Consider the following 18,430-nt stretch of genomic DNA (forward strand, 5'->3'; position numbering starts at 1 on the left):
AACTGCGTCAAACCCGCCATCCTGCCTATAAAATCAATCGACTCATCCGGGGGTTTCTGTTGCCCGGTTGTGCAATCTTTACTTTGAACGAGGCGCCAACATGTCCCTTGCATTTAAGAAGCCAGCACTCCGCCCACGCGGCTATTTCAGGGCACTAGGCGTTTCTGCCGCTTTGTTTGCATGTTCCAGCCTGCCTCAGATAGCGGTCGCGCAGGATCAGGGCGATGCCCCTGCGCCCAAGGTGTCGATCGCCGCAGCTTATACCGAAGAGATCACCGATCAGGCCACCTTCATTGGACGGGCCGAGGCAATCGACAAGGTCGATATTATCGCGCGCGTCAGTGGTTTCCTGGACAGCCAGAACGTCGACGATGGCTCTCCGGTGAATGAGGATGACCTGCTGTTCACGATCGAACCGGATCTTTACGAAGCCACGCTTGAGGCGCGTAAAGCCGATCTGGACCGGGCGCAGGCAAACCTTGAACTGGCCAAAGTCGATCTCGCCCGCAAGGAAGAGCTGTACAAGCGCGACGCTACACCGGAATCAGAACGTGACATTGCCCGAGCCAATGAACTGGTCGCCGAGGCCGAGGTCAAAGCCGCCAATGCAGCGATCCAACAGGCCGAGCTTGATCTGAGCTACACACAGATCCACGCCCCGTTTTCGGGCCGCATCGGCCGCGTGGAAACCAGTGTCGGTGATGTTGTGGGCCCCAACAATCCGCCGCTTGTCACCCTGGTCAGCGAAGCCCCCATCTATGTGAATTTTTCGTTGAATGAAAAGCAGTTCACGTCGGTTCTTGAACAATTTGGTGAAGACCCGGCCACGCTAGCTGAAAGCAGCCAAAGCCCGAATGTTCATGTGACTCTGCCGAATGGTACTGAGCTGGATGAAACCGGCGAAATCATTTTTGTCGACAACCGCATTGATCCACTGACCGGCGCCATTACGATCACGGCTCAATTCGACAATGCCAAGCGTCTGCTCGTTGATGGTGCCTTCGTGAACGTTCAGATCGAAGCGCTTGAGCCGACGCTGCAGGTATTGATCCCTCAAGCAGCGCTGCAGCGTGATCAGCGCGGCGAATTCGTTCTGGTCGTCAATGACAAGCAGATGGTTGAACAGCGCTACATCACAACCGGAGATACCGTGGACTCGGCGATTATCGTCACAGATGGCCTGCGCGAAGGCGAAAGCGTCATCGTCGAAGGCCTGCAACGCGTGCGCCCCGGCGTCGCCGTTGATGCAGTCGTCGCGTCCGAGCAGCCGGAGAATAACTGATGTTCTCAGCCCTGTTTATCAGCCGGCCCAAGCTGGCGCTTGTCATTTCGCTGGTCCTGACCATTTTGGGCGGGATCGGTTATCTGGTTCTGCCGGTTGCGCAGTTTCCCGATATCACGCCGCCGGTGGTCAGCGTAACGGCCACCTATACAGGTGCAAATGCCGAAACCGTGGAAAACACCGTGGCCGCCCCGATCGAGGCGCAGGTCAACGGTGTGGACGACATGATCTACATGACGTCGACCTCATCGGATAACGGCTCGTATTCGTTGAACGTTACGTTCGAGGTGGGCACCGACCCCGATATCGCCTCGGTCAACGTACAGAACCGTGTGGCACAGGCGATGGCATCGCTGCCGTCCGAAGTGACTTCATCCGGTGTTGTCACGCAAAAAGCGTCAACCAACATGTTGTTGCTGGTCACGCTGACCTCGCCCAATGGCACATATGACAGTGTGTTCCTGTCGAACTATGCCTCAATCAACTTGAAAGACGCTCTGGCGCGAGTTCAGGGCGTGGGTAAAGCGGATGTTCTGACCAATCTGGAATACGCCATGCGGATCTGGATGGATCCGGACAAGATGGCCGCGCTGTCAATCACTCCGGGTGATGTGATCAATGCCATCCGCGAACAGAATATCGAAGTCTCTGCGGGCTCAATCGGGTCGCCTCCTGTGCCTGAAGGACAAACCTTTCAGTACACGATCAAGACCAAAGGCCGCCTGACCTCGGCCGATGAATTCGGAGATATTGTAATCCGTACAGGCGAAGCCGGTGCGATTGTGCGCGTCAAAGACATTGCGCGGGTTGAATTGGGGGCGCAGTTCTATTCCGCCTCGGGCTATTTCGAAAGCGTTCCTGCGACCGTTATCGGCATCTATCAGGCCCCCGGCGCAAACGCCCTTGCGGTATCCGAACGTGTTGAGGCTGAACTTGAGCGCCTGTCACGGTCCTTTCCCACAGATGTCGAATACGATGTTCCATTCAATACGACGGATTTCGTGGAACAGTCGCTCAATGACGTGGTCTCGACCCTCATCCTGACATTCATATTGGTGATCACAGTTGTGTTCATCTTCCTTGGCAGTTGGCGGGCGACGATCATTCCTGCAGTGGCAATTCCGGTCTCATTGATCGGGACATTTGCATTCTTGCTGGCCTTTGGCATGTCGCTGAACACAATCTCTCTGTTCGCGCTCGTGCTGGCCATCGGGATCGTTGTGGATGACGCCATCGTTGTGGTGGAAAACGTCGAGCGTATCATCGCCGACGAAGGCCTATCCCCTGCCGAAGCGACCCGCAAAGCCATGGGTCAGATCACCGGCCCTGTGATCGCAACCACGTTGGTACTGCTGGCCGTGTTCGTGCCGGTGACGTTCATGCCCGGCATATCCGGGCGATTGTATTCGCAGTTTGCCGTCACGATCTCGACCGCTGTTGTGATCTCGTCGATCAACGCTCTGACGCTTTCACCGGCCCTTTGCGGGCTGGTGCTGCGGGCGCGTTCAGGACCGCCCAAGGGGCTGCTGGCCGTGTTCGAGGGATTTATCGGCGGCATGCGCAGCGGCTATGTCGCCATTGTGCGGAAGCTACTGATCCTGCCGGTCATTTCGCTTGGGATCATCGCGGCCTTCGCGGCAGGCACCGGGACCATTATGGGCAACACGTCCAAAGGGTTCATTCCGCTGGAAGACAACGGATATCTGTTCGTCGATATCCAGCTTCCCGATGCGGCGACGCTTGAACGGACCGAGGCGGTTTCTGCGCGGATCGATGAACAGATTCAACAGATCTCCGGCGTATCCAGCACCGTTCTGGTCAATGGGTTCTCACTGTTGAACGGGACCACTACCAATGGCGCAGCCATCTTTGTCAACCTGACCAACTGGGAAGAGCGGCAGGAACCCGAGCTCAGCGCGGATGCGATCCTGAACCAGGTTCTGGCGATTGCATATGGTGAGTCTGCCGCATCGATTGTTGCGTTCAACCCGCCACCCATTCAGGGCCTTGGTATGTCTGCAGGGGTTGAAATGGAAGTGCAGCAGACCGGTGGCGGCTCGCCGCAGGATCTGGCCTCGGCCGTTGGGTCGTATGTCTATGCCGCAAACCAGCGTCCTGAGATCGCGCAGGCCTACACCACCTTCCGCGCGAACGTGCCGCAATTGTTTGTCGATCTGGATCGGGAAAAGGCCAAAACCCTGCAAGTCTCGGTGGCCGAGATTTTCCAGACCATGCAAGCGCAGCTTGGCTCGTATTACGTGAATGACTTCAACCTGTTTGGTCGTGTCTATCGCGTAATGATCCAGGCCGAAGGGTCATACCGGAATAAGGTCGATGATATCTCGGAGCTTTATGTACGTTCCACCAAAGGTGAGATGGTGCCGCTTGGCACGCTGATCGATATCGAGAACGTGCTGGGTCCGGTCCTGCTAAAGCGGCATAACCTGTTCCGCTCGGCCACTGTAACAGCGGTTCCGGCACCGGGGCTCTCCACCGGGGACGCCATCAATGTCATGACCGAGGAGTCGGCGACCGCCCTGCCCCCCGGCTATGCCTATGAATGGACCGGAACGGCGCAGCAGCAGCTGGCCTCGGGCGGTCTGGTCGTGGTGATCCTTGGGTTGGCGATCCTGTTTGGGTACCTGTTCCTTGTCGGCCAATATGAAAGTTGGACGATGCCCGTTTCGATCCTAATGTCGGTGACCGTGGCCTTGTTCGGTGCCGTCGCAGCGGTGGCGATCGTTGGCAGCGACATCAACCTCTACACGCAGATCGGGATGATCATGCTTGTCGGGCTTGCGTCAAAGAACGGGATTCTGATCGTCGAATTCGCGATGGAGCAAAGGGCCAAGGGGCTGTCAATCAAGGAGGCCGCGGCCGAAGCCGCATATCAGCGTTTCCGCGCTGTGATGATGACCGCCCTGTCCTTCCTTTTGGGCGTGGTTCCCCTGCTGGCCGCGAACGGGGCCGGAGCTGCCAGCCAGAAGGCCATCGGCGTCGCCGTGTTCGGCGGCATGCTGGCTGCGACGCTGTTCGGGGTGATTCTGGTTCCCGTGCTCTACGCCGTGATGCAGAGCCTGCGCGAGTGGGTCAAAGGCAGCAAGAACGATCCGGAACCGTCAGAGGAAGCTGCGTAGGGCCGGCATTGAAATCGAAATACGCCCCGCACATCTGCGGGGCGTTTCTTTTTTTTGCACGGATCAACCGATCCGCGCGCTAGTCAGTTAACCGTTTGACCATCCAGTCGTCTATCCGGCCGATCTGCTCGAGGCTGAGCCTTAGACCCAGCTTATTGCGCCGCCACACGACATCCTGAGCGGTGCGCGCGTATTCCTTGTCCATCAGCCAAACCAGTTCCGCCTCGGTCAACGTCGCGCCAAAATCGTCACCCAGATCGCTCTGATCCTTTGCCGGACCCAGAAGGTCCCAGGTCTCGGTGCCATAGGCCCGGATCAATCGACGGGCCCAAAAATCGGTCAGGAACGGGTACTCCGCTATCAATTTTCCGATCAAATCCTGCACGCCGTCGACCGGAAAATCCCCGCCGGGTAATGGGACGCCTGCGGTCCATGGTCCGCCAATATCCGGGAAATGCTCTCCAATCTTCTCCAGCGCGCTTTCCGCGAGGCGTCTGTAGGTGGTGATTTTACCACCAAAGACATTCAACACCGGAGCCCCGCTCTCGGCATCAACTTTCAGCGTGTAATCGCGGGTAGCCGCCGTGGCACTGCTTGCGCCGTCATCATATAGCGGACGGACGCCTGAATAGGTCCAGACAATATCTTCACGGGTAACGGGCTTCGCGAAGTAATTCGATGCGAAAGCGCACAGATACTCCTGCTCGGCTTCGGTACATACCGGAGGCTCGGAGGGGTCAGAATGATCCTGATCCGTGGTTCCGATCAAGGTAAAATCCTGCTCGTACGGGATCGCAAAGATGATGCGCCCGTCTTCGCCCTGAAAGAAATAGCACTTGTCATGGTCAAACAGCTTGGGTGTCACGATATGGCTGCCACGCACCAGACGGACGCCTTCTCGGGAATTGACCCGGATCTTGGTCTGGATGATGTCACCGACCCAAGGTCCGCCCGCATTGATCAACATCTTCGCAAGGACGGTTTCGGTCTTGCCGCTATCCCGATCCCGAATCGTAACCTGCCACAGTTCATCGATCCGCTCAGCCGAAAGAACCTCGGTCCTGACCATGATCTTGGCACCACGTGCCTCGGCATCGCGGGCGTTCAGGACCACCAGCCGCGAATCCTCGACCCAGCAGTCCGAGTATTCATAGGCGGTTTCAAATTTGTCTTGCAGCGGAGCCCCCTCGGGTGCCGCGCGCAGGTTCAGCGAACGTGTACCCGGCAGGATTTTGCGACCGCCCAGATTGTCATACAAAAAAAGGCCAAGCCGTATTAGCCACGCAGGACGACGCCCGCGCATCCATGGCATCACCGTACTGAGCAACCGTGAGGTCGGCGTTTCAGAGTCAAAACGCATATCGGCGTGATAGGGCAGCACGAAACGCATGGGCCAACTGATATGGGGCATAGCGCGCAGTAAGGTCTCGCGTTCGACCAGCGCTTCACGCACCAAACGAAATTCAAAAAATTCCAGGTACCGTAGCCCGCCATGAAACAGTTTGGTCGAGGCTGACGACGTCGCCGAGGCAAGATCGTTCATTTCAGCCAAGGTGACCGATAGGCCCCGACCTGCCGCATCACGTGCGATACCGCACCCATTTATACCCCCGCCGATCACAAAAAGATCGGTAACTTGGCTGCTGTCCGATGACATATCCAATTGATTCCCCAACGTGGCAGTTTCAAGCGCATTAGCAGCATGATGGTTCGTATCGTCAACTTTATTTTTCGATAATGTTCGTTTTAGCTGAAACAACGAATATTAATAAATGCAACTAACGAATTCCCTTGCTTAACCGCAAAATTAGAACAAAAACGAAAACTCCGGAACTCAGGACCGCCCATGTCACTATCATTTCGCCAATCGGACATTCTTTTAGTCGCCGAGCAAGAGGGCCGCGTTACTGTCGAAGGGCTGGCCGAGCGTTTTCACGTGACGGTCCAGACCATTCGCCGTGACCTGACTGAACTGTCAGAAGCTGGTAAGTTGGATCGGGTTCACGGGGGTGCCGTTCTGCGTTCTGGCGTGTCTAATATTGGATACGAAGACCGGCGCGCCCTGAACCATGAAGCCAAGACACGCATCGCTGAACGCTGCGCGGCCGACATCCCCGAGGGCAGCTCGATCTTTATGAACATAGGCACCTCGACTGAGGCCGTTGCCCGCCAATTGCTGAAACACAAAAACCTAATGGTCGTGACCAACAATATGAACGTTGCCAATATACTGGCCGATAACCCCGATTGCCAGATCGTCGTTGCAGGCGGTGTGCTGCGCAGATCAGATAGTGGGTTGGTCGGGAATCTTGCGGTCTCGACCATCCGCCAGTTCAAATTCGATCACGCGATTATCGGCTGTTCCGCATTGGATGCGGATGGGGATCTAATGGATTTCGATCTCCAAGAAGTACTGGTCAGTCAAACTATCATTGAACAAGCCCGGCAGATCAGCCTAGTTGCGGATGCTTCAAAGTTTCAGCGCACCGCGCCCGCACGCATCGCCTCATTATCCGATGTTGATATGGTTTATACTGATCTACCGCTGCCCGGCGACCTCCATCAGAAGTGCATAGACTGGAACACCAAAATTATTGAATGCTGATGCATCCTTCCGATCAGCCAGAAAGTGATTGATTAGCTGGACAACAGCGCCCGAGGATGGAACAGTTTCCAACAACAGGAGGCGCGAGCATGGGACTTTTGGGGCAGCCGCTGGGCTACTATGACTATCTGACATTTGTTGCACTTATCTTGCTGCTGGCAGCGGTGATGGCGTTGTTCCTATTCATAATGGGTCTGCCCGGACGTATCGCGATCAAACGCAATCACCCCCATGCCGAAGCGGTCAAGATCATGGGATGGATGGGATTTTTGGCGATTGTCCCTTGGGTGCATGCCTTTATCTGGGCGTTTCACGACGGCGTCACCGTCGACATGCGCCGCGGCCCTGATGAAGAACGCAAGGCCATAAGGGATGAAATCAAGCGTCTGGGAGGCACCGTCAAACCGGAATACCAGGACCCACTTGATACCGACGAAACAAAGCAAGCCTAAGGCCAAAGGAATTCAGCACTCATGTTCGTCGCCCTAGGCATCACGCTTTTCTACATTATTTTTGTCTGGTTCATCTTCTTCAAGGTGCAATGGCTGAAATTCAACATCATGTGGGGGATCGTCTCATTCTGGGTCGGCGCTCATCTGCTGCTGATCTTTTTGGTCGCGCTGCGCTTCTTTCAGCCCTTTTCCGTCGACAGCCACGTCGTGCGCTCCACCATCCAGATCGTCCCGCGTCTGACTCAGCCCACAATCCTGTCCGAGGTTTTGGTCGAGCCCAACACCTGGGTCACTAAGGGCGATCCGCTGTATAAGTTCGACGACACGGTGTTTTCGCTGGCCGTGGACAAGGCGAATGCACAGCTGGTGGCGGCGCAGCAAAACGCGAAGATCCTTGAACAGGATGTCATCGCCGCTGGTGAAGCGGTCGAACGCGCAAACGCGCAGTTGGCCTATGCGCTGACCGAGCAAGCGCGATACGAGAATCTCGTTCCCGCCGGAGGTGCCCGTCAGGATGAACTAGACCGCTGGAACGAACAGGTCGCGGAAGATCAGGCGAAGATTAAGGAAGCTCAGGCCAATCTTGAGAAGGCCAACCTTGCGCTGGATTCGCAGATCGACGGCGTGAATACCGGCATTATTGAGGCTGAGGCGCAGCTGGCCGAGGCCGAGTATTTTCTCGACAACACAACGATCTATGCCCCCGAAAATGGCATGATCGTTTCGCAACAGGCCCGCCCGGGGATGGTTGTGGGGGAAATTCGTCTGGGTGCCATTGCCAGCTTTGTCACCGAAGAAGACCCCTATATTCTAGCCACTTTCCGCCAGCAGAACCTGAAATTTGTCGAGGTCGGCCAACCAGTCGAAGTTGCTCTGGACCTCTATCCCGGAGAAATTCTGACCGGCAAGGTTGAGGCGGTCTGGTGGGCTACACGTCAGGGCCAATACTTGCCCTCAGGCCGCCTGCCCGGCTTTGAGCTGCCAAAACTGCCCGGTCGGATCGCTGTTCAGATCTCGGTCGATGTGCCTGAGGGGCATACTTTTCCTGCAGGTGGCCACGCTGCGGTGGCGATTTACACCGGCATGGGAAAAAGCTTTGAATTTCTGAGGCGCATCAACATTCGCCTCTATTCCTTCGCCAACTTCATCCGGCCACTGGATATCTGAGGATGCGTACGATGACACTCCGCCGGTTGTTAGGCACTGCCCTTTGCGCTGCCACCCTCACCGCCTGTACACCGGTGGGGCCTGATTTCGTGCGCCCAAACTCTCCGGTCGTGAAGCAATGGATGGAGGTCAACAACCCCAGCGCGGGCCAGAGCGGCCTGACCTCACGCAGCGCTCCGGTTGTGCGCTGGTGGGAGACATTCAATGATCCGACGCTGAACAAACTGATCGCCGAAGCCTATGCGCAGAACCTGACCTTACAGGTCGCAGGTGCCCGCGTACTTCAGGCCCGCGCGCAGCTTGGTATCGCATTCGGAGAGCTCTACCCGCAATCGCAGGCCGTGGGCGGTTCGCTCCAACGCCGACAGATCAGCGACAATCTTGGGCCGATTTCGGATATCCGGCGGATCATCCCTTTGGACACCGAATTCTCGACCTCGCAGGTTGGGTTTGACGCGCAATGGGAACTGGACGTATGGGGCCAGCAACGTCGCGGCGTACAGGCCGCGCGATCGAACCTGGCACTGCAGGTTGCTAATTATGACGACGCACTGGTCACGCTGACCGGGGACGTAGCGGCGCTTTATATCAACATCCGTTCGTTGCAAGAGGCTCTGCGCATCGCGCGGGAAAACATCACGATTCAGCAGGCATCGGCAGACCTCACTCAGCTGCGCTTCAACAACGGCGTTACAACCGAGTTGGATGTGCAGGAATCGACTGCCCTGCTCAACAACACCAAGGCACTCGTGCCCGAGTTGGAAAGCGATATCCAACAAGCCAAGAACGCACTGGCGGTTCTGTTAGGAAAAACGCCGTCTCAGATGGCGGGCTTGATCGGAAACTCGGGTCGCATTCCAACAGGGCGCAGCAACGTAGCTGTGGGAGTCCCCGCCGAATTGCTGCGGCGGCGGCCCGACGTCCGCGCCGCCGAGTTGGCGGCAGCCACCCAATCGGCGCAGGTCGGGATCGCGTTAGCTGATCTCTATCCGCAGTTCATTCTGTCGGGTGCGATCGGTTTGCAGGCCTCGGGTGGGCGCGATCTGTTCAGCACCAACAGCGCCACAGGATTGGCTAGCGCAGGCGTTGTCTGGAATGTCCTGAATTATGGCCGCATTAAGAACAATGTCCGCGCGCAGGATGCCGCCTATCAAGCGTTGATCGCCAATTACCAGAACACTGTGCTGACCGCCTATTCCGAGGTCGAAAGCGCGATGGTTGCTTACGCACAGGCGCGCAAACAGGTCACCTTTTATCAGCGCAGCGTCGAAGCTTCGCGCAAGGCGGCTGAAATCGCGGTCGATCAGTACCGAGACGGCATCGCCAGCTATTCGCGTATCCTGAACACGCAGACCGCGCTATTACGATCGCAGGCGAACCTGATCGAGGCCCGGCAGGAGGTCTCATCCAATCTGGTCGCGATCTACAAAGGTCTGGGTGGTGGTTGGCAGATTCGGCAGAATCAGGAATTCCTACCCGAGACGGTGCTGGCCGAGATGGCCTATCGCACCGATTGGGGTGATCTGTTGGAGAAAACGCCAACACGCGCCAGCTTGAACTAAGGCCTATTTCGTCAACCCGCGCAGGCCACCCGAGATCAGGATGTTAACTTCGTAGAGGATACGTGGCGCGGCCAACCCGCCGGGGCTGGCCAGATAGTTGGGGCTCCATTCCGGATCGAATTTCTGCTTGAAGGCGCGCAGGCCTTCGAAGTGGTAGAATTGTTCGCCATGTTCATAAACGAACCCACCGATCCGATTCCAAAGCGAGGCCAACTGCCGGTTTTCGATCCCTGAAAATGGCGCGGCGCCCAGCGAGAACCAGTGGAATCCCTGCTCGGACCCCCAGACCATCATCTCAGCAAACAGCGCATCCATGACAAAGCTGGGGCTATCCGGTTCATAACGCATCAAATCCAGAGACAGTTCGGATTTGTTTCCGCCTTGAAACAGGTTGGCAAAGGCCATGATCTTGCCCGTCTCATCCCGCAGAACCGCATGGTCGAAATAGGAAAGGTAGGCATCATCAAAGCCGCCCAAGGCAAAACCCTTTTCCTCACCTGCCTTTTGCGCCAACCAATCGTCCGAGATCTGACGAAGTTCGGGCAACACCGGTGCAAGCTGTTCTTTGGGGATAATTTCGAACTTGTACCCCTCACGCTCAGCCCTGTTCTTCGCCTGCCGGAACCGTTTTCGCGATTTTCCGTCCAGCGAAAAATTCTGCAGCGGTACGCGGGCCACTTCTCCGATCTTCAGGATCGACAGGCCGAGGTCCAGGAATGTCGGCAGATATTTGGTCGATACACTGTAGAACGCACAAAGCTTGCCTTCGCGATCGGCCATTTCTCGCAATTGCCAGATCAGTTGCTGCCCCGCTTGCTCATCACCCACAGGCTCTCCTTTGGTGATCAGCGCATTGCCAGTATCTGCATAGGCAAGGAATGCGGTTTCGTCAGGCGAGATCAGGAATTGCTTATCACCCGTCAGTGAAATCTGAGATTCGGTGTCTTCGCTCTCCATCACGAGACGTTCGACAACTTCGGGGATTTCAGTCCTAACCGGCGCGGGGATTTCACGGCCGAACAGCGAGTTCACCGCCACGATGCCAACGATCACGGCCACCACGAGGCTGGACCGCAGGAATCGCGAGGCGTCTCCACTCCAGGCAAAGTCCCACCACAGCGCGTTTTGATATTCGACATGGGAATAAGCGAACAATCCAATCCAGAAAATCACCGCCAGCAACGCGACGACGCTGACCAGCCAAGGGATATTTAGCCGAAAGATAGATGCACCGCTTACCCGGTAAAACGCACCCCGAAACATCGCCAAAAGGCCAATCGTGAACAGCAATGAAAGGGCTTCATGCGTATCAAGCCCTTTGGCGAGCGAGGCGAAGAAACCCGCCACCATCAAAAGCATGGCAACAACCCATGCCCGATAGAGCTTGCGGAATAGGCCACGTGAGACAAGCAGCAGAAGTACACCCACGGCGCTGCCTGCAAGATGAGATGCCTCGACAAATGACAAAGGCAAAACCTCTCGCAGTACGCCAAGGTTCTGCGTACTGGAAGGCAAAGCCCCTGAAACCAACAGGATAACTCCTGCCACAGCCGCGACGCCGGCAGCCACCATCGGGACAATGGGGCGAATTGCGCGATAGACCCAAGTGACCGCGCCCCCGATGCGATGGCGCTGTGTCAGCACCGACGCGACCGCGATCGACAGGCTGGCGATGGCAAACGGAAGGAAGGTATAGACCAGTCGGTAGAGCAGCAGCGCAGCGATCACATCAGACCGGCCCGATGCCCCTAGACCAGCGATCAGAGTGGCCTCGAACACACCGATTCCACCCGGTGCATGGCTAAGGATACCCACCGCTATTGCGCCTATATAGACCGCGAAGAAATACGGGTAGCCAACCCCCAGATCGTCCGGCATGAGCACATACAGCGCCATTGAAGCGCCGAACAGATCGCCTACCGCCGCGATTGTCAGCAGACTCGCCAGCTTGCCGCCCGGCAGGTTGAACCCAAACCCACCATAGGCCAATCGCCGCCCTCCGCTTGAAAGCCAGACAAACAAGACCGCAAGCCCCGCCAACATGCTCAGACCGATCACAGTTTCCGTCGTTTCACTGATCGGCAGGACCTTGGAAATGCCATCCGGGTGTATTGTAAGCAACAGGCCCAAAAGCAGGATCAGTCCCATCCAGAACGCCACCCAAGAGGTCGCGATCACCCCGGCCACGCGGCCAAGATCAAGCCCCAGCGACGCATAGATACGGTATCGGATCGCGGTGCCGGTGATATAGGAGAATCCCAGGCAGTTCGATACCGCATAGCCGCTTGCACCGGCCATCCCCGCAACGGGCAGAGGCACTTTTCCATCGGCGACGCTCTGCACGGCAAGCACATCGTAGAACGAAAGCGACAGAAAACTGAAAGCCGTCCAGCACATCGCAAAAAACATGAATTTCCATGGTTTCGCTGCGATATCGCTTTGGATATCTGACCATTTCACATGCGCAGAGAGGTCATGCAGAACCGCAAGCGCGATTCCTGTAATCAGCAACGGAACCGCAATCTTGACCAGCGGCTTTTCCAACAGCCCTGTCACATACTCGGCCAGACGTACGGCGCGTGTCTCTTCCGTTGTCGGCTGTGTCGTCATTCCGTTCGCCCCTGCCCCGCGATCCTCAGATCAGTGTCAATTCAAAGCTTTGCACGAATTTTCCATCCGGCAAAGGGCCTTGGGCAACGCGTCACGAACGGCCCTTGCGTGTCGAAAGCAACAGATTGGTCTCAGATCGTGTGACACCCTCCATCCGACGGATCTGGAACAGGACTTCATCAAGCTCATCCAGTGTATCGGTTCCGATCTCTGCGATCAGATCCCAACTTCCATTGGTTGAGTGCACCGCCCGAACTTGACGCATCGCAGCGATCCGCGATCTGATCCGCTCGGTCCCGCGGCCTGCGATCTCAAGCATCATCAATCCACGAACAGGGCTTTCCGATACGCCCTGCCGTGTCACAACGGTAAAGCCGACGATTTCGCCAGACTGCTGAAGCCGCTTTAGTCGGCTGCGCACGGTTGTTCGGGTCACCCCGAGCAGTTCAGCCAGTTCCGACAACGATGCCCGAGCGTCCCTGTGCAGTGCGTTCAATAAGCGATTGTCCAGTTCGTCCATGCGTGATTACCAAATCGGAATTAGCCAATTCACTTTGACCAATTTGATCTCTTTTCTCAACTCATATCGTATCGATAGATAGACTTATGAGCAAAATGAACATCATTCTCGCCGGAGCGCCTATGGATGCCGGCAAACACCGCCAAGGCTGTCGGATGGGTCCAGATGCCTATCGGGTCGCGGGTCTCGCCCAAGCGCTGTCAGATCTCGGGCATTCTGTGTCGGACATCGGTGACACGCGACCAGATGCCGTCGACATTTCGGAAGACACCCATCTGTTCTCTTTACCGGAATGCGTGGGCTGGACACAGGCGCTAAGCCGCACGGCACAAGAGGCCGCGCTTGAAGGCCTTCCTATTTTCATGGGCGGTGATCACGCCCTGTCGATGGGCACGGTGGCAGGAATGGCGGCACATGCAGACCGTATCGGGCGCCCTCTTTTCGTGCTCTGGCTGGATGCACATAGCGATTTTCATACGCCCAGCAGCACGGCCAGCGGCAATTTGCATGGAACGCCGGTCGCTTATTTCACTGGCCAGTCAGGCTTTGACGCCTTTCCACCGCTGATATCGCCGATCCCAACGGATCGCGTCGGTATGATCGGTCTGCGCTCGGTCGATCCCGCCGAACGTGCGGCATTGGAAAAAGATCACGCGATGCTCGCCGATATGCGCAGCATCGACGAGCACGGGATCAAGACACCCCTACTGGCCTTCCTTGACAAAGTACGCGCAGCAAACGGCATCCTGCATGTCTCGCTGGATGTGGACTTCCTTGATCCCTCGATTGCGCCTGCGGTTGGAACCACTGTCCCAGGTGGCGCAACCGAGCGCGAGGCGCATCTGGTCATGGAATTGTTGCATGAAAGCGGTCTCGTTTGTTCGCTGGACCTCGTCGAGCTGAACCCGTTCCTGGATGAGCGCGGCCGAACCGCAAAACTGATGGTCGATCTTGCAGCCTCGCTGATGGGTCGTCGCATCTTCGATCGCCCAACCCGGAGCTTCTGATGATTTCTCTTCAATCTCCTTCAGCTGTCGTGATGGTGCGCCCGCACGCATTTGCGTCGAATCCTGAAACCCGCGACGACAATGCATTTCAAACACTGGCAAATCGATCTGCTGCAGCGACGTCTGCTGCCGCGCGGGATGAGCATGACAAAGCAGTAGAACAGCTTCGCGCTGCTGGTGTGACCGTTCATGTGTTTGACGACGAAGGCGAACGTGACACACCCGACAGCGTGTTCCCAAACAACTGGTTTTCGACCCATCCAGGCGGTCATGTCGCTGTTTATCCGATGTTCGTTCCATCGCGCAGACGCGAAAGACGCTCAGATGTAATTGAGTTACTGAAGCGGGAATATCGAGTGCAAGACGTCATCGACTATTCCGGCCTCGAACAGGACGACCTCGCGCTTGAGGGCACTGGCGCAATGGTTCTGGATCACGTGGGCCGTATTGCCTACACTGTTCGATCCAACCGCGCCGATCCGGTGTTGTTGGAGCGTTTCTGTACGCATTTCAACTATGAGCCGATTGCCTTTGATGCAAAGGACGCTGAAGGCCGTGATGTCTATCACACCAATGTCCTGATGGGGATCGGCACGCACTACGCCCTTATCTGTTTGGACATGATTTCCAACCCAGAACGTCGGGCAACAGTTCGGGCACGGCTTGAGGAATCTGGCCGTACTGTCATCGATCTGTCCCATGAGCAGATTGCAGATTTTGCAGGAAACGCGATTGAGCTTAGTGGCAATGATGGTCTTGTCCTGGCGTTGTCTAGCCGAGCGCTACAGGCTCTTACACCTGCTCAAGTCGCGATCATCGAAGCCAGTGCAACTCCACTGCCGCTCTCGGTTCCCACAATTGAAACAGCCGGTGGATCCGTACGTTGTATGATCGCTGGTATCCATCTTTCCCGCCGATAGGAGTCTTTGATGCAACCTTCTGATAAGGCCCTCGTGCCATTTGTATCCGTCGACAACATGATGCGTCTGGTCCATCACATCGGGGTCGAACAGATGATCACGCAGATTGCCGCGCAGATCGAATCCGATTTTAAACGCTGGGAGAGCTTTGACAAAACGCCCCGCATCCCGGCCCACTCACCACATGGGGTGATCGAACTGATGCCAACCTCGGATGGTGAGGCGTACGGGTTCAAATACGTCAATGGGCATCCCAAGAACACGTCTGAGGGCCTGCAGACCGTGACCGCGTTTGGCCTGCTGGCTGATGTCTATACCGGTTACCCGACATTGTTGACCGAAATGACGATGTTGACTGCTTTGCGGACAGCGGCAACCTCTGCGCTGGTCGGCAAATATCTCGCGCCCAAATCCGCGACGACGATGGCGATGATTGGAAACGGCGCGCAATCCGAGTTCCAGTGCCTCGCCTTCAAAGCCATGTGCGGAATCGATACGGTCCGGCTCTACGACACAGACCCGAACGCGACGGCGAAATGTGCAGCCAATCTGCAGGGCAAAGGGCTGACGGTCGTGCCCTGCAAAACGCCGGAGGACGCAATCGAAGGCGCTCAGATCATAACGACCTGCACCGCTGACAAGAAATACGCCACCATCCTGACCGACAACATGGTCGGCCCCGGTGTGCACATCAACGCGATTGGCGGTGATTGCCCCGGCAAAACCGAACTGCACCGCGATATCCTTCTGCGCTCGAATATCTTTGTAGAATACCCCGAGCAAACGCGGATCGAAGGTGAAATTCAAGCTCTGGAGAATGATCACCCTGTCACCGAGATGTGGGAAGTTATGACCGGACAAGCCACAGGGCGCACCGATGATCGACAGATCACGTTGTTCGACAGTGTCGGCTTCGCGATCGAGGACTTCTCGGCACTACGTTACATCAAAAGCGCGATTGAAGGCACTGATTTCTATGAGGCATTGGATATGCTGGCAGACCCTGACGACCCGCGGGATCTGTTTGGGATGTTGATGCGGGCAGGATAAAGAACCCGCACTTCTAAAACTGTGCCCCGGCCTTTGGCCGGGGCTTTTTCTTATCCCGCAAGCGATGGCAGGTAGAGAACAATCCCTGGAAAGGCCACCAGCAGTGCGATGGTCAGAGCATCGGCAATGAAGAACGGCGTTACACCTTTGAAGACATCCTGAACACTAAGATCGGGCCTCACGCCTGCGACAACAAAACAGTTTAGACCAATAGGAGGTGTGATCAGGCAGAACTCGGCCATTTTGACCACCAAGATACCAAACCAGATCGCACACATCGGCCCGGACATACCAAAGGCGCTGTCTGCTGCGCTGACAGCCTCGCCTCCGTTCAGGGCCATAACGGCGGGATACACAACCGGAAGTGTCAAGAGCAGCATACCGATCGCATCCATGAACATGCCCAGCACGGCATAGGCCAGCAGGATGCAAATGAGGATCAACATAGGCGACATTTCGAGCGAAGTGATCCAGTCGGAAAACGCCCCCGGCAGATCTGCGAAACCAAGAAAGCGCACGTAGATCAAAACACCCCAAATAATCGCGAAAATCATGGCGGTCAGTTTGGCGGTTTCAAGCAAGGCCGATTTGAATTCAGGCCAGCGCATGCCGTGGATCAGGGCAAAGCAGAACACGATGAAGGCCCCGATGGCCCCGCCCTCGGTCGGGGTGCCCCAGGCCTTGTCGCCGAAAGGGTTGTAAACAAAGCAGATAATGATGAGGATCACCGCCACAATGGGCAGTGCGCCCGGAAGAGCAGCAAATCGTTGTTTCCAGGTAAACCCGGTGACCGGCGGTCCGACGGACTTGAAGATCACGGCGATACCGACGATCAGCAAGCCATAGATCACCGCCGAAAACGCGCCAGGGATGAAGCCTGCGAGCAGCAGTTTTCCCACATCCTGCTCGACAATGATGGCGTAAATCACAAGGATCGCGGATGGGGGGATTAGCGAGGCCAAGGTTCCGCCAGCGGCAACCACACCGGCGGCGAAACGTTTATTATACCCGACGGCCAGCATTTCAGGGATGGCGATGCGCGCAAAGACGGCTGATGTGGCGACCGATGCACCTGATACGGCGGCGAAACCGGCGGTCGCAAAAATCGTTGAAACCGCCAACCCGCCAGGCACCCATGCCACCCAGCGTTTTGCCGCCTCAAACAAGGCGCGGGTCAGGCCAGCGTAGTAGGCTAGATAGCCGATCAGGATGAATGTTGGGATCAGGCTCAGCGTATGAGACGCCACCTTGGAATGTGGCACCTGGCCAGCCGTTTTGACGGCCACCGTCAGTGCCTTACCAAACCGCTCGGGATCATACCCAAACTTTGCCCAGAATATCCAAACAAGGCCAACCAACCCTGCCAGACCTGCAGCAAATGCCACCCGCATGCCAGTGACGACAAGAACCAACAGTCCGGCAGTGACCCAAAGGCCGATATCAATCGTGTCCATGGGTCAGTTACGTCCTTCGAATTGTTCGGCCTCGGCTGCAGCCTGTGCGGCGGCATCCTGTATCAGCGGTACGGCCACCGGTGCCTCGAGCCCCAGTATGAAGGCGCGTCCATAGCCCCAGACCTGCAAGATTAGCCGGGCACACAGCACCGAAAAAGCAACGGGCGCCAGCAGCTTGGCTGGCCAAATAGGAATCCCGATATCAATCGAGCTGTCGCGACTCCACATCGGAGCGCCGAAGTCAAAGGACCGGTCGAAGTGGGACCAACTACCCCAAACCAGCGCCAGCATCAGCAGCAGTATCAACAGAACCGAGATCAGCTCGAACAACCACAGCGCCCGCCCTTTCAGGCGCGAGATAACGATATCCATTCGGATGTGCCCGCCATCGCGCTGCACAAACGAAATACCCAGAAACGCGATCAGGGGCATCGCCTGTTCAATCCAGTCAACATATCCGGGCAAAGGCGCGTTTAACGCGTTTCGGCCGCTGACTGACACAACAGCCAGCACCATCAGCCCGAAAACCGCGAAACCGCTGATCAGCGCCATAAAACGCTCTAGACGTAACAAACGGTGATCCAACCGGCTTAGAAGACTGCCATCCTCAAGCACCGTGGCATGTCCTGCCATCTCAGCATTCCTTTGATTGAAGGAAATGCCG

At 56.6% G+C, this 18,430-nt stretch carries 14 protein-coding genes; 9 read left to right on the forward strand and 5 right to left on the reverse strand.

Features of this window, described 5'->3' with window-relative positions:
• Nucleotides 1-100: 100 nt before the first annotated feature.
• Nucleotides 101-1,282, forward strand: a complete 1,182-nt coding sequence (locus ACR0A1_RS06380; protein ID WP_170393332.1) for an efflux RND transporter periplasmic adaptor subunit — start codon at nt 101-103, stop codon at nt 1,280-1,282.
• Entirely contained in the window at nt 1,282-4,419 is a 3,138-nt protein-coding gene (locus ACR0A1_RS06385) for an efflux RND transporter permease subunit (protein WP_170626018.1), read from the forward strand. The genes ACR0A1_RS06380 and ACR0A1_RS06385 overlap by 1 nt, the downstream gene beginning before the upstream one ends.
• A 79-nt stretch (nt 4,420-4,498) precedes the next feature.
• On the opposite strand, the gene glpD is transcribed toward ACR0A1_RS06385, so the two are convergent.
• Nucleotides 4,499-6,076 (reverse strand): glycerol-3-phosphate dehydrogenase, encoded by a 1,578-nt coding sequence (glpD, locus tag ACR0A1_RS06390; protein WP_480866878.1) that lies wholly within the window; start codon nt 6,074-6,076, stop codon nt 4,499-4,501.
• A gap of 189 nt (nt 6,077-6,265) precedes the next feature.
• Between glpD and ACR0A1_RS06395 the strand changes: the two genes are divergently transcribed.
• From ACR0A1_RS06395 to ACR0A1_RS06410, 4 genes are all read left to right on the forward strand, one after another.
• A complete protein-coding gene (locus tag ACR0A1_RS06395) occupies nt 6,266-7,024 on the forward strand; it encodes a DeoR/GlpR family DNA-binding transcription regulator (protein WP_170510387.1) in 759 nt (252 codons plus the stop codon).
• 89 nt (nt 7,025-7,113) lie between these two features.
• Nucleotides 7,114-7,476 carry a DUF3302 domain-containing protein gene (locus tag ACR0A1_RS06400; RefSeq protein WP_170393336.1) on the forward strand — a complete coding sequence of 121 codons (363 nt, stop codon included), beginning with the start codon at nt 7,114-7,116 and terminating at the stop codon, nt 7,474-7,476.
• A gap of 21 nt (nt 7,477-7,497) precedes the next feature.
• The gene (locus tag ACR0A1_RS06405) at nt 7,498-8,643 is read left to right on the forward strand and encodes an HlyD family secretion protein (protein WP_170393337.1); all 1,146 of its coding nucleotides are present in this window, start codon (nt 7,498-7,500) and stop codon (nt 8,641-8,643) included.
• Nucleotides 8,644-8,654: 11 nt separating this feature from the next.
• Entirely contained in the window at nt 8,655-10,205 is a 1,551-nt protein-coding gene (locus tag ACR0A1_RS06410) for an efflux transporter outer membrane subunit (protein ID WP_480503170.1), read from the forward strand.
• Nucleotides 10,206-10,208: 3 nt separating this feature from the next.
• Here the strand turns inward: ACR0A1_RS06410 and mprF are convergent, their stop codons facing one another.
• Together mprF and ACR0A1_RS06420 are read right to left on the reverse strand one after the other, a co-directional pair.
• Nucleotides 10,209-12,815, reverse strand: coding sequence for a bifunctional lysylphosphatidylglycerol flippase/synthetase MprF (gene mprF / locus ACR0A1_RS06415; protein ID WP_170405209.1), 2,607 nt, complete (start codon nt 12,813-12,815; stop codon nt 10,209-10,211).
• A 91-nt stretch (nt 12,816-12,906) separates the two neighbouring features.
• The gene (locus tag ACR0A1_RS06420) at nt 12,907-13,335 is read right to left on the reverse strand and encodes an Lrp/AsnC family transcriptional regulator (RefSeq protein WP_170393340.1); all 429 of its coding nucleotides are present in this window, start codon (nt 13,333-13,335) and stop codon (nt 12,907-12,909) included.
• An 86-nt stretch (nt 13,336-13,421) separates the two neighbouring features.
• On the opposite strand from ACR0A1_RS06420, the gene rocF reads away from it, so the two are divergent.
• The 3 genes from rocF to ACR0A1_RS06435 are packed head-to-tail and all read left to right on the forward strand — an operon-like array spanning nt 13,422 to nt 16,312.
• Nucleotides 13,422-14,342 (forward strand): arginase, encoded by a 921-nt coding sequence (rocF, locus tag ACR0A1_RS06425; protein ID WP_170510828.1) that lies wholly within the window; start codon nt 13,422-13,424, stop codon nt 14,340-14,342.
• The gene (gene ctlX / locus ACR0A1_RS06430) at nt 14,342-15,262 is read left to right on the forward strand and encodes a citrulline utilization hydrolase CtlX (RefSeq protein WP_170393342.1); all 921 of its coding nucleotides are present in this window, start codon (nt 14,342-14,344) and stop codon (nt 15,260-15,262) included. The genes rocF and ctlX overlap by 1 nt, the downstream gene beginning before the upstream one ends.
• A 6-nt stretch (nt 15,263-15,268) precedes the next feature.
• Nucleotides 15,269-16,312, forward strand: a complete 1,044-nt coding sequence (locus ACR0A1_RS06435; protein ID WP_304621968.1) for an ornithine cyclodeaminase — start codon at nt 15,269-15,271, stop codon at nt 16,310-16,312.
• Nucleotides 16,313-16,362: 50 nt separating this feature from the next.
• Here the strand turns inward: ACR0A1_RS06435 and ACR0A1_RS06440 are convergent, their stop codons facing one another.
• Together ACR0A1_RS06440 and ACR0A1_RS06445 are read right to left on the reverse strand one after the other, a co-directional pair.
• The gene (locus tag ACR0A1_RS06440) at nt 16,363-17,766 is read right to left on the reverse strand and encodes a TRAP transporter large permease (protein ID WP_170393344.1); all 1,404 of its coding nucleotides are present in this window, start codon (nt 17,764-17,766) and stop codon (nt 16,363-16,365) included.
• 3 nt (nt 17,767-17,769) lie between these two features.
• Nucleotides 17,770-18,399, reverse strand: a complete 630-nt coding sequence (locus ACR0A1_RS06445; RefSeq protein ID WP_170801114.1) for a TRAP transporter small permease — start codon at nt 18,397-18,399, stop codon at nt 17,770-17,772.
• Nucleotides 18,400-18,430: the final 31 nt, after the last annotated feature.

The organism is Ruegeria sp. D6, assembly GCF_056534365.1.